Source organism: Wolbachia endosymbiont (group A) of Norellia spinipes (genome assembly GCF_964273535.1).
Map to the genome: position 1 here is coordinate 1,333,605 of NZ_OZ187006.1, position 13,282 is coordinate 1,346,886.

The window sequence follows — 13,282 nt, forward strand, 5'->3', positions numbered from 1 at the left end:
TATATTTGGAAAAAGTTTAGATATGCAATCACGCTTAGGCAAATGTTGGTTTAGGGTATTACTTCTTGCAGCTTATGTGCTGATCACAGGTTGTAGTAAGAACGATATGCCTTTCCCAAGGTGCATATCTGCCGATTATTTTGGTCCTGAACCTATTGCAGTAAGCGCTCATTTTACAAACGATCACGATGCGTTTATTCCAGAAGATGGAGAAGTTATTGATCCTGAAACTGGCGAAATTAATTATGGTTTTCACCATAACCAAGTGGTGAAGTGGGAGGATACCGGACTCGAAACCAATGGAGATAGTTTAAGAGTGCGAGTTAATGGTGCATGGACATCTTGGAGCAATAATAACAAGAAGGAATCTAAAAAAGGCAGTTATACCTTACAAAGCTTGGAGCAGTTAAAATATGCAACTAAATTTGAAGGCAAGTCAGGTGATAATAGTCTACCTGACTTTCACTTAGTTTGTAATGATTATAAACCTAGCATACAAAAATTTTCAAGTAAGCCTAATGCAAGTTGCACTGTAAATTGCAAGTGCATTAATGAAGATGATAGCGCAAATACAGTATCACGTGGTGCTCCATGCTGGTTTACCAATGGTCATGGTGCTTATCTTTTGTTTCAAACGGGGAAAGATGATCCTAACGAAAATCTAAAGTTAATGCGCGATCCTCAATATCCTACTGTACATCTAGGTTATAACTCCACAGCAGAGGGCGCCAATGGACTTTTTACTTTAGACAGAGATAGCACTGAATTAAAGGACAGAAATTGTAATGAGTTGAAGTTAGAAAAGGGATGGAAAATATATGTAAAAATATTAGATAGATATTACTTAGATAATGTAGGTGGCTACTCTTTTGAGTTTTTGTATGGAGTACAAAAACCAGGTACCTTTGGATTTTTCAATGAAGTTTATCATTATCTAAAAGACACTTTATTGATCTCACCTAATAAAGATTGTAAAGGTAGTGAGTGTGCGGCTGCGCAAACTATGTTTGAGAATATAGTTAAAAAAGGTTCAAGTTTTCACAATTTTGTTCTTTCCTTGCTTGTTCTATTTGTAATGATTTCATCGCTTCTTTATCTTTTTGGCATGATACGAGAAACTAAGCATGATATGCTCATCAGAATGATGAAAATCACTCTAGTAATAGTGCTTATATCTCCTGGAAGTTTTAGATTTTTCTATGATCATTTTCTCGTTCTATTCGTTAAAGGTCTTGAACAACTGATAAGTATAATTACTAATTTTGCTCCCAACATGAACACCGGAAGTATTGCTCAAGGAGATGAAGCTAAGTTGTTTAAGTTCATGGAGGACATGTTCAATAAGTTTTTTGCTTATTCTGTTTGGAAAAAGTTTGCAGCGTTTTTACATTACCAAATGTGGGCAAGCTTACTTATGATACCAGCAATTTTCATAGGGATAGTTTTATATTTCTTGCTGTGCTTATATGCTTACATAATATTTCTCTCTTGTTTTATGGGTATAGCTTTTCTTATAGCTATCATGCCATTGTTCCTGATCTCTATTTTATTTTCACCGCTGAAAAGTCTGTTTGAAGGTTGGATAAAATTCTGCATCAGCTTTTGTTTACAGTCGATTATGATATTTGCTCTCTTGTCATTACTGGCTTCCATTATAATGAATACCTTTTATAGGCAGTTAGGTTTTACTGTATGCTACAATAAATGGTTTGAGGTAAGGTTATGTGCTCCAAAATGGGTGTTTGGCGGTTTTTGTATCGTTGATAAGCAGTACTTTGGTTGGACCCCAGGGCAAATTTTCGTACCTTACACTCTTGGAGAAGCTTCTCCGCTGAACGTAGATAAGAACATAGAAGGTATAGAAAAGATAAGCAGAGAAGGTGGTACAATAAAATTTACTGGAGGCGCTGGATATATCCTGCTTCCACCGGATTACATTGAAAAAGGTTTTCGTTATATAGATTATCCTTTCTTTAATCCAATTCCTGGTACTAAAAGGAATCCAGCAGACCACTATATTGCGGAAAGTGATATAGTAGTGGATAATAACTGTAGTGCAAAGGATCTAGTACGCTTAACAAATAGTTTATCTCATGCATCAGAGAGGGCTAACATTATATTACTGATCAACAATATAGACAAAAAGATAGGTGGTATGAATAGTAAAATAACAGAGCTTTACTGTCAACCTCAGCAAGATGAAGAAAAATGTAAAAATTATAGGAAAATAGTGGATGACTACAGAAAAGGTACCATAAGACCAGATCTTAAAAGAGAGATAAAGTCTTTGGTGCAGGATGTTATTAGACGAGAGCCACATTGCCAATTACAGGATTTGCACAAATTATATAGGGATCCCAACAGTGAATACTGTCAGAAATGTAAAGATTGTGAGGATTGCAAAAATTATCAAGAAAATAGCGATTACCAAAGGGTGCAAGACATACAGAGGGGCTATTTAATCAATGCGGGGGAAATCTTTGTATTATTCTTGCTCTCATTCTTAATGTTCTCCTTACGTGAGTTTGTGCAACAAATGGGCTCAAGTATTGCCGGTGGTGGATACAGCGTTTACAGCATATCTAGCATGTATCATGCGTCACCTTTAGCTGGTGTAGCAGAAGGATTAAAGCAGAAGTGGCAAGATTTTGCTGGTGGAAAACTAGAGTCTTTAGGCAGTTGGGCTACTCATTTACCAGACAGATTAGCCGGAGGTACAGCTAATCTACTGGGTAGGATACCAAGAGTTGGAGGTGTACTGAAACATGCTATTGATGCGCCACGTAAACTTGTAAATGCTACTATTGAAGCAACAAAATTTGTGACATCGCCTGAAAATGACATTGATAAGCTTGAGGAAAAAATTTACAGGGCATTTGGAGTTGATAAAGAAGATATTACACATAGAAGGATTGGTAAATATTTAGATTATTATAAAGGATATGTAGGGTCACATTTGGGCTATACAATAGAAGATGCTATGAAGTTTACTTGGGAGCATGGCCTTGATTCTATAGGAGTTAGCCACCGTACAGGAGAAAAAGATGGTTACCAAGGTAATCTGCTCTGTAGAGCAAAATCGCATAGGCGAGATTTCTTAGAAAAACTTCATGATTACACTATCGGACGTAAGAGAGGACCAGAAAAAGACAAGCTTGATCAACCACTAAAGGAAAATAAGTCTGATCAATCAAATGAATTAGCACGAGAGTTAGGCACAGAAAAATACACTAATACTCCGGAAGATATAGAAAAACGTGCTGAAAGAGCTAGAAGAAAAAAAGAAAGAGATCAAGAAGGCGAAAATTACGACACCTCATTACTTTTTGGAGAAGATACAGAACGTGAGAATAATGAAAGGGCTGATAACAGGGGTGATAATGACGAAGAATCATAACTTTAAAGGATTAAATTATTATGGTCTGCAGCAAGACGGTGATGGTAATATAAAGTTAAATGACTACGATGACATTTTAAATGCGCGTAGGGCAAGAGTAGATCTACTATTAGACAACACACTAGACAACAATATCGACCTCACTAAATTAAATAAAGCTTTGAGTGAGAAATTTGTAGATAATCATAGTTTATTGTCTGAATTTGATAAGGAAGACAAAGAGATTGCACAAGAAAGGCTTAAGGTGTTTAATATTTTAGACAATCTTGATAATCTTGCAAACATTAAAAGTGAAGATCTATTAGAGGTTAGTTTATTACTATCAGATCTTAGCTTCGTAGAGAGAAATGTTGTACTGAATACCGATCAGAATTCCAATTTAGTAGGATTTAAAAACCTATTTGTTGAAAAAAAAGCATCTGGCGAAGAGTATAGTGATGAAGAATGTAAAAGCTTTCTCGATAACATAGATAAAATTAATACTATAATTAAGCTGGAGTTAGAAAGCAGAATTGAAGGGATAAATCATGATGAAAGAAATGATTATGGTGGTTTACAAGATGAGATTGGTCAAGCAATTAATGCAGTAGGCAAATCAGAAAAAAATAACGGATGAGTTTTGTGTTTGTGTTTTTCTTACAAGCGACTCGATAGCTTCTCTCTATTAAACTGCTAAAGCCATATTGACATTAATCATATAGTATTAAATAATTAGTTATTTTGGAGCTTATTTAGTATGCTACGCATCATTGCAGGCAAATATCGCGGAAGAAAAATAACTACAGGTAAGCATTTAGCTGCACGACCAACTATGAGTGTTGTCCGAGAAGCAATATTTAGTATACTTTCCTCAAGAAAACCTATTTATAACTTGAATGTACTTGATTTATTCTGCGGAAGTGGCTCTTTTTCATTTGAAGCACTTTCTCGCGGCGCTAAACATGCATTCATGGTGGATTCAGATTATTACAATTTGCAACTGCCTAAAAAAACAGCAGAAGATTTTGGAATTACGAACAATGTCACGCTAATTTGTTGCAGTGCTAACAAATTGCCACAACCTATTTCAAAGTGCGATGTAGTTTTTATAGACCCACCTTACAATAGCAATCTAGTTGAATCAACGTTGAATGGACTAGCTCACTCAGGCTGGTTAAGTGATGATGCATTGATAATTCTAGAGATTAGGAAAAACGAAGGTTTTGAGTGCAATAAAAACTTCAGTATAATCTTGGAACGTACCTACGGTATAGCAAGAATAATTTTTCTTTCTCTATTAACTTAAACTTGTATATGCTTTTCATTGATGGGTTTCAGTTCTATTTCCGTCAAGCTTCCAAAGATACTACTTTTACAGTAGTCTTTTAGCTTAAAATTTCTATTAAATTTACCTTTCAACAAATACTTATGTGCTTTTTCAATAAATTTATTTTCTTTTTCTTCGTAACTGGTGTATTTTGTTATATCATCATTATCCTCACGATAAACTAAATGTTCTTTATGATCAGCATGAATATTTTTGCTCTTACACTCCGTGTTTTGAGGATCGTGTTCAAGTACTATATTCCATCTAAACCATTCAGATGTGTCAGATGTGGATGAATCTGGAAGTTTACCAACGAGTTGTGCTTCCTGTGGAATTACAGTATCGCCTTTCCTGCCAGCAATTAATACAGGGCATTTTGTATTCTCTATAATCTCTCGTGAATTAAATTCCAATCCGCAACGATTAAACCAAAAATTCAAGAATTTTGCAGGAAGCCGTCTCATGAAAAAATTCCCTATCCCATGAGGAAAGTTATTAGTTGCATCCTTAAGTGAGCTATAAGAATTACTATGAATTAATGTTAAATAGATACCTTGTTTTTCAAATCTTTTTAAAACTTCTGCTGCAATTCCTCCTCCAAGAGAGTTAGTATCCAAAATTATATTGTTTGGATGCACACCTTTTACAAGTAACATGTTTACCATTGCCATTCCAGCTTGAACTAACTTTTCACCGTTTGTTAGAAATTCATATAGCGCTACAATTTTCTTTCTTTCCAAGAGGAACTCTATAATATCCTCTATATCTTTTTCCAACTCTTGATCACAAGCTTCTGCATCTCTTTTCGAATCTTTATCTATAAGTTCTTTTTTATAACGCTTTATCCACTCAGGGCTGACTTCATTTTCTAAAAAGCTTTTAATTCTGTGTACTACAAATCTCTTCTTAATAAAGTCAAAAAGCATCCATAGGCAAAGTACGATAAAACATATGGTAGCCAAAATTGATAGCACTACTGATGCAAAAGCTAACCCTGTAAGTACCTTTTTTGATTTTTGATTCTGGTATGCCAAGTATAACGACACAATAGAAGCAGTGGACAATATAGCAGAACATAACCATAGTGAGATTATTCTCCTATTGAATTTTTTTTCTTCAGCATTTAATTCTTCTTGAAAGAATCTTGGATTAACAATTCTAGAGAAATAGGGATAGTCAAAATAATGCTTAACTAACTTACTTTCTTGTCCCTTAAGTGGATTTTTACCACGAGCATTAACCTTAATACACCCAAGTACTCCAAAAAAGTTTATCACGTGTTTTGTATTTTTTTCTGGCTTGATATCACTATTGGTATGATAAATAACTTTCATTTTATCGTTAATGAATATTTAGTTATTTTAACATAAAGATCAAAAAAAACAAGAGAATATAAATATGAATAACCAGTATGATGAAAAGCTTATAAGAAATTTCCTATGATTCCTTTTAAGCGAGTTTTGAATTTTTGAAATGTCATGACATTGTTGATACGGTTATCAAGAAACGATAAAGTATCCGCAAAATCTTCTGAATAATCATTGATAAAAAAAAGTATCGTACTTAAGTACACTCCAGCTAATATTGCTCTTTTTGTATAGTAGTTAAAATCTGTTGATTGGTCATGAATGCCATACCAAATCGCGCTAATAGTTCTGTATAAAAGTTTACTAGAAAAATATGTATTTTTTGGTGATACGGAGAATGATAAAACATTTTTTAAAAGTTCTCTATAATTCGGTAGCTTAGCGTAGTTTGAAAGGCGTATTTGAATAGCTAATTTTACCCGCTCTCGCACTTTCATATCTTCTAAATTGGAATTTCTTAGTTCAGCTTCCATTGAGCTATTTAAGTCCTCTGCTATGTGCTCCAAAGCGCTATATATTCCATTCTGAAATTTGCAAAAGCTATTAGCTAGATTAAGGTCTGTGCAAATTTTTAATAGGGTTTCATCGCTTATCCCTTCAAATGGAATAACCCTAATTAGCTTATCTATTATTAACTTTATTTCATCTTGTTCCACGCAACATTATACTAAACAGCATGTGTGATTGTACCTGAGATTTTCAAACATTCTACAAAATGCTTCACCACGTTCCTCGAAATTTTTCCATTGATCAAAAGAAGCACACGCGGGAGAAAGTAATATAGTTACTTCTTCTGCGCTATTTAAGGCCTCTTCAAAAGCCAATCTGAATGCATCTTCTAGATTGCAACATCTAACATAATCTACTTTATTCTCCATAGTGTTTGCAAAGGCTTCGGTTGATTCTCCAATAAGAAAAGCTTTTCTAATCCTCGTGAAATGCTTGCTTAATGATTCTATTCCACCTTTTTTGCTTCTTCCACCAACGATCCAATTTATGTTTTCATAAGATAAGATCGCCTTTTCGCTCGACTTTGCATTAGTTGCTTTGCTATCGTTCACGAAAAACACATTTCTTATTTTGCCAAGCAGTTCATTCCTATGCCTCAGTCCTGAAAAGGACTTGATTCCATTGATAATAGTGTTGCTATCTACTCCAAGTAGCTTACATACGGCATATGCGGCTGCTATGTTTTCTGCGTTGGATATTAGGTTTATTTTCACGTCGCTTACTGATAAGCTATGACTCTCTAGTTTTAACGAGATCTTCTGGATCCGAGTAGTCAAGCACTGGGATGACAAAAGAAGTGGCTGGAATGACAAAGAGGATGACATCGAAGCTGAGATTGGAATTTTGTTTCCAGTGAATTTGTTGAATATGTCAGCAGTAATCTCATTGTCACATCCTATTACGGCAACCTCACTACCGTTTATCAGTTTTAATTTAGTTGCTATGTAGTTCTCCATACTTCCATGCCTATCTATGTGATCTGGTGTAATATTGAGCAGTGCTGAAATGTCCACGTTAATTTCATTCATCAACTCCAATTGAAAAGAGGAAAATTCAATTACATAAATTTCTGCATCTCTTTCTAGATCCAAAACAGGAACGCCTAAATTTCCACCAATAGCTACTTTTTTCCCTGCAGATTTTAATATGTGCCCTATTAGTGATGTAGTGGTTGATTTACCATTTGTTCCTGTGATGCCTATTACCTTCTGGTTCGTAGTTTTAGCTTCAAGAAATAGCTCAATGTCTGATTTTATTTTGCAATCAAATCTCCTTGCAAGTTTTACTATCCAATGTGGCTCTGTTGGCACTCCAGGGCTTAAAACCAATGCACTGATCTCATGCCAATTGTATTCCTTGGGATGAATAAAATTACATTTTTTATACATCATTTTTGCATTTGCTATTTGCTCTTCATGATCATCCCATGCATATATTCTTGCACCACTCTTTATTAGAGCGTTAATGGCGGATAAACCAGTTTTACCAAGACCAAAAACCGCGACGTTTTGATTTTTGTATTTGTTTAGTTGCACTGCTAGATAACTTATGCGAACCATTTTATAAAGATATCGTACAAACTACAACAGACTTCTTGCATAGGTCACAACTGTCATTCAGTAGAAACGAAAAAACTTCCTTGACAAACTCCGCCAGCCCCCTTATTGTAGTATTAAGGGTATTTATGACTCAAAACTTGTTTTTGATCCGCGCGGGCTCAACAACAAAATTCAGTAAAAAAACTCAGGTATTTATTGGCGGATTACATAAAATTATAGCGGCTGCATGTCTTTTAAATTTTTTCTACATTCAGCCAAATCGCGCTTAAACTAAGCGTCAGCACATTATTACAGCGCCACTTACAGTAATATAGAGTCAAAACTCGCTACTCGGGGCTTCTTTTGCCTTTTTTTCGTTTGGTAAATTTCTTAAATATTTATAGCTAAACGACAACCGTCATCCCGCTACGTGTTAGCGGGATCTGGAGATACCGCGGCGGTATGACGGTCTGCGGCGGTATGACGGTTCGTGGTGACATGACGATAACCTCGTCATCCCGCTGCTTGTTAGCGGGATCTATGTGAGATACCGTGAATAAATCACGGTATGACGGTTAAGTAATTCGTCATCCCGCTACTTGTTAGCGGGATCTAGAGATACCGCGTCGGTATGACGGTCTGCGGCGGTATGACGGTTCGCGGCGGCATGACGATAACCTCGTCATCCTGCTGCGTGTTAGCGGATGAGATACCGTGAATAAATCACGGTATGACGGTTCGTGGCGGTATGACGTAGAAGCTATACTTTTATACTCACCAACTCAGTATCCAATCTGGATCCAAGTAGTCAGCTACTTGAATGACAAGAAAGGGGTACTTGGATGACAAAAAATAGGCACTGGAATTGCAAAGAGTTTGCAAATATTAGTTATTACCTGTAGAATACAGAGAAATTAGTAAGGATTTTAATAGGAATAATATGCCATCTGTTACTTTTGTTTTACCTGATGGGAGTAAGAAAAGCTATGAAGCTGCAGAGGGAGAAACTCTGCTTAATTTAGCCCACAGAAGTGATCCAGATCTGCTTGAAGGTGCATGTGAAGGCTCTCTTGCTTGTTCTACATGCCACGTGATTGTTGATCCAGAATTTTATGATGCTGTAGAAACGCATAATCCCATATCTGATGAGGAAAACGATATGTTAGATCTAGCCTTCGGCTTAACAGAGACATCAAGACTTGGGTGCCAAATAAAAATCACAAAAGATATCGACGGTTTGTGTGTAACCATACCAAGGGGTACAAGAAATATATCATTGGATAAACAGGGGAATAATTAGCTATGCGTAAGATTTTTATCTATATTATCATCTCTTTACTTTTGTTTATTCCTGTAGCGTATGGTGGTTTTTGGTATTTTTCTGCATGTAAGGTAAAAAATCTTTTAGCTGAAGCAATACTATACATTAACGACGAAAAGTTTGATATTTCACATGATTTCAGTGGACTTCCTTCTAACCTAATTTTCCGTGTGACAAACCCAAAATTTTCCAATAAGCAATTAACCATCTCATCTGATGCTTTATTGATAAAAAATAGATTGTTTGATAAATCAGTATATATCTACATACCAAGCAATGAAGTCAACATTGTTGTTCATGGTGATGAGAAAAAGAATATAAAATGCCACACAAACGATAGCAGCCACTTTGTTGTTAGACTAAATGATTTACCATCTTCATTGCGATTCAACAGAAATAGTACCGTGATAGACTATATAGATACACTTCGTTACGCAGATTATGGATTAAAATGTGATGTTTCAGAAAATCAGCAAAGTGTTATAACTGAAGTGAATGATAAAAGCAATTACATTCAATTTCACCTCGATAAAGAACCAAGTGGAAATACTAAACTAGGATTTGATTTTTATACTTATCGGTATAAAAATACTGCAAGTCCTGAAAGTTACCTTAGTATCGACACTAAATTTGATTACGAATTTGTAAACCACATCTCAGCTTCCAGAGTTAATTTCAACATAGAGAAATTTTTAATTCAAAGTAATAATTTTTCTCTTGCTGCAGATGGTGGAATGCAAAATTATAATTTGGTTACGTCTTCATTTAAAGACAAAATCAACGTGGCTATATCAAATTATAAAGAATTAATCTCGTTTATGATTGGTGACTCAAAAACTTCAGATGCGTTTGAAAAATTAATGTCTTCCTTATCAGAAAAAACAACTGATGACAGCGTTCAATTTTCAATAAAGTACGATGATGATGTAGGGTCAAGCTTTATTGGAAAGTTATCCACCACTGATTTTATGAACCAACTCAGTAAAATAACCCAATTAACCAAGGATGAGAGCAGTAGTTAGTTTACTTTTCATATTGATATTTCACTCAGGCGTAAACGCTTTTACTCTGGATAATAAACTCAGAGATAAAAGCATGGAAAAACGAGCAACCAGTTTATTTGAAATAATAAGGTGTCCAATATGTTCTGGCGAATCATTGTCTGAATCTGGATCTCAGATTGCGTATGATATGCGAGAAGCAATTCGTAAAAAAATCAATGATGGATACACAGATGAAGAGATAATCTCAGAGTTAAAAAATTCTTACGGCAATTCAATTATAACTACCCCACCTAGCACTTACATTTTGTGGTTTATTCCACTCACAACTCTGCTTATTGGGTGTTTTTTAATACGAAAGTATATCAGTATGTCCAGTATATTTAAACCTTTTATGTAATGTAACCGTTCACATATTTCCACTTAATTCTTCAATCTCACTAATAGAAAGGCCAGTAAACTTGACAATAGTGTTGACATCAACATTATTAGCCAGCATTGCTTTTGCGACTTCAATTTTTCCTTTCTCTATACCTTTTTCTATACCTTTCTCTTCAGCAAGATCAAGTCTGTATTCAAGAATGGCTTCTTCTTTGCGTAGATCCATTATTCTTTCTTCGTAAGCTACTAAATCTTTTTCGTTCCAACGAAACTTATCTAACTCATCATATGCTAGCTTTATTATTGGTGCCTTTTCTGCAATTTTCTTTAGATCTTCATCTGTCGTTTCTTCAGCATATTTAAAGAAAAATAGCCAACGATCTACTATGCTTTCTAGCTGTTCTACTTTGCTTTTTGTAAATTTAGGTAACTCAATAAAGACAAATTGAAAATCTTTTAAGTAATGGCCGTTGGTTTTTATATCACGTATATTATGAGTAGAGATATAACCAACTTCTTCAGGAAGTAAGTTACAATTGGAAATAGCAATAAAGAAGACTTTCTTTAAATCAATGTAGTTGCCAGATTTATCTAATTGTCTTGAGTAAGCCTTAGCAGCATATAGTTGAGCGCGTTTCTCAAAACCTTTATCACGAGCCAGTTGCATCTCAATCACAAACCTATTACCAATAGAATCCTTGCAGAGAACATCAACAATACTTTGTTTATCAGAGGCAATTTCGGGATCCATGATAGTACTTAAGAATTCTACTTCTTGTATTGCACTTGCCTCAGCAAATCCTAAAATATCGTTCAAAAAGTGAATAAGGATATTCTTATTTTTTTCCGTTCCAAAGATTTTTTTGAAACACAAATCATTGCGAGGATCGAGAAATTTTGAAAGAGCCATAATGCTTGGAAAATATTAATAATTATACACTATTATTAACAATTATTCAACTATATTTTTGAAGATAGCTAGTTTCTGTATTTACTTTAAATTGAAGAAAGCTCAAATGAAAGATCGTGTTTTTCACAGAATGCAGTCTGGTTACTATATAATTTTTTGATTTTCACTTTTTTTTTAACCTTGCAATGATATTTTCTTTGCCGATAAAAATTAATAATTTAGCGAGCTCTGGTCCTGTTTCTGTTCCTGTTAAAGCTGAACGCAACTGCATAAATAAGTCTTTTGCCTTTATATCCACTGTCTGTCGAATAGCTTTTACCCACTCTGATAATGTGTTTTCGTTACAATCGCCTTGAGGCAATGCATTGAACGCAATTTTTATAAGCTCCTTATCAAGAATCACAGGCTCTATATCAGATTTGCATATTTTCCACCACTTGGCCACCTCAGAAAACCTTTCTATATTGTTCCTTATAAAATACCAAAACTCTGAGGAGCCCACTCCAATTTGATTTAAACGTTCTTGTACAATTTCAAATGACATTTGTTGCAGCACTTTGCTATTTAGCTTGTATACTTCACTCAAGCTGAATTGTACAGATGCTGAGCTAAATTTTTTAATGTCAAATGAGTCAATCAAAGATTGCATACAGGCGCAAGCTTCAATTGGATTGGATGTTCCGAGCTTCACTAAATAACTAACTAGCGCCATTGGTTCAGTCTCATCTTCTCTTATGGACTTGATATCCAGCCCGCCTTTCCGTTTCGATATCTTGCTATCATCAAAATGTAGTAGAGAAAGGTGAGCAAATATAGGAATTTTCGCTTTTAATGCTTTAATCATTTGGATCTGAACTGCGGTATTAGTTACATGATCTTCCCCACGTACAACATGGGTTACATTAAAGTCAACGTCATCAATAACAGAAGGTAGCATGTATGTATAAATTCCATCTTCTCTTTTTACCACAGGATCGCTGATGTGACTTGTTGCAATATTTATTTCACCTTTAACTTCATCATTCCATTTAACAACTTCATTTCTATCCAATTTAAACCTGAAATGTGGTCTTCTTCCTTCTTGCTCATAATGAATTTTCTCTTGCTCAGTTAGAAGTAACGCGCTTCTGTCATATACCGGGGGAAGTCCTTGTTTTAACTGCAATTTTCGTTTAATGTCTAACTCTTCTCTTGTTTCATAGCATGCATAAACATGCCCTTCTTTTATTAACTGCAAAAACACCTCATTGTAACGCTCAAAGCGCTCTGATTGCTTAAAACTTGCATCCCAATCTATGCCAATCCATTTTAGGTCTTCTATGATATTATTTATATATTTGACATCTGAACGCTGAAGGTCAGTATCATCAAAACGGAGTAGAAATTTTCCATTTTGATTACGTGTGTACATCCAACAAACCAAAGCAGTCCGTACGTTTCCTACGTGGAGATAGCCAGTTGGGCTTGGAGCGAATCTTGTTAGCATTTAAATAGCAATATTGTAAAATAATAACTTATTTACTCTAATTTATTTTAATTTTATATAAATAT

At 34.9% G+C, this 13,282-nt stretch carries 11 protein-coding genes; 6 read left to right on the forward strand and 5 right to left on the reverse strand.

Annotated elements, in window-relative coordinates:
- The first annotated feature begins 22 nt into the window (after positions 1–22).
- The 3 genes from ACFZP3_RS06480 to rsmD all read left to right on the forward strand — a co-directional run bounded on the left by ACFZP3_RS06480 (position 23) and on the right by rsmD (position 4,682).
- Positions 23–3,397 carry a type IV secretion system protein gene (locus ACFZP3_RS06480; RefSeq protein ID WP_386087080.1) on the forward strand — a complete coding sequence of 1,125 codons (3,375 nt, stop codon included), beginning with the start codon at positions 23–25 and terminating at the stop codon, positions 3,395–3,397.
- Positions 3,381–4,013: a hypothetical protein gene (locus tag ACFZP3_RS06485; protein ID WP_253309160.1), complete on the forward strand. Its 633-nt coding sequence runs from the start codon at positions 3,381–3,383 to the stop codon at positions 4,011–4,013. The genes ACFZP3_RS06480 and ACFZP3_RS06485 overlap by 17 nt, the downstream gene beginning before the upstream one ends.
- A gap of 120 nt (positions 4,014–4,133) precedes the next feature.
- Positions 4,134–4,682 (forward strand): 16S rRNA (guanine(966)-N(2))-methyltransferase RsmD, encoded by a 549-nt coding sequence (gene rsmD, locus ACFZP3_RS06490; RefSeq protein WP_253309159.1) that lies wholly within the window; start codon positions 4,134–4,136, stop codon positions 4,680–4,682.
- Here rsmD and ACFZP3_RS06495 read toward each other — a convergent pair.
- The 3 genes from ACFZP3_RS06495 to murD form a co-directional block, all read right to left on the reverse strand.
- Positions 4,679–6,037, reverse strand: a complete 1,359-nt coding sequence (locus ACFZP3_RS06495; protein WP_265016665.1) for a hypothetical protein — start codon at positions 6,035–6,037, stop codon at positions 4,679–4,681. The genes rsmD and ACFZP3_RS06495 overlap by 4 nt on opposite strands.
- A gap of 89 nt (positions 6,038–6,126) precedes the next feature.
- Positions 6,127–6,726, reverse strand: a complete 600-nt coding sequence (locus tag ACFZP3_RS06500; protein ID WP_264329272.1) for a COQ9 family protein — start codon at positions 6,724–6,726, stop codon at positions 6,127–6,129.
- Positions 6,727–6,732: 6 nt separating this feature from the next.
- On the reverse strand, positions 6,733–8,139 hold the full coding sequence (gene murD, locus ACFZP3_RS06505) for a UDP-N-acetylmuramoyl-L-alanine--D-glutamate ligase (RefSeq protein ID WP_265016666.1): 1,407 nt from the start codon (positions 8,137–8,139) through the stop codon (positions 6,733–6,735).
- A gap of 919 nt (positions 8,140–9,058) precedes the next feature.
- On the opposite strand from murD, the gene ACFZP3_RS06510 reads away from it, so the two are divergent.
- From ACFZP3_RS06510 to ACFZP3_RS06520, 3 genes are read left to right on the forward strand one after another with little or no spacing between them, the layout of a single operon-like run.
- Complete coding sequence (locus ACFZP3_RS06510) at positions 9,059–9,418, forward strand: ferredoxin family 2Fe-2S iron-sulfur cluster binding protein (protein WP_064125547.1); 360 nt, start codon at positions 9,059–9,061, stop codon at positions 9,416–9,418.
- A gap of 2 nt (positions 9,419–9,420) precedes the next feature.
- The gene (locus ACFZP3_RS06515) at positions 9,421–10,461 is read left to right on the forward strand and encodes a hypothetical protein (protein ID WP_264687927.1); all 1,041 of its coding nucleotides are present in this window, start codon (positions 9,421–9,423) and stop codon (positions 10,459–10,461) included.
- Complete coding sequence (locus tag ACFZP3_RS06520; RefSeq protein ID WP_264735675.1) at positions 10,445–10,840, forward strand: cytochrome c-type biogenesis protein CcmH; 396 nt, start codon at positions 10,445–10,447, stop codon at positions 10,838–10,840. Before ACFZP3_RS06515 ends, ACFZP3_RS06520 begins: the two co-directional genes overlap by 17 nt.
- Positions 10,841–10,849: 9 nt before the next feature.
- Here the strand turns inward: ACFZP3_RS06520 and ACFZP3_RS06525 are convergent, their stop codons facing one another.
- Both ACFZP3_RS06525 and gltX read right to left on the reverse strand, forming a co-directional pair.
- Positions 10,850–11,731: an Rpn family recombination-promoting nuclease/putative transposase gene (locus ACFZP3_RS06525; protein WP_386087081.1), complete on the reverse strand. Its 882-nt coding sequence runs from the start codon at positions 11,729–11,731 to the stop codon at positions 10,850–10,852.
- Positions 11,732–11,894: 163 nt separating this feature from the next.
- The gene (gene gltX, locus ACFZP3_RS06530) at positions 11,895–13,217 is read right to left on the reverse strand and encodes a glutamate--tRNA ligase (protein WP_264687925.1); all 1,323 of its coding nucleotides are present in this window, start codon (positions 13,215–13,217) and stop codon (positions 11,895–11,897) included.
- Positions 13,218–13,282: the final 65 nt, after the last annotated feature.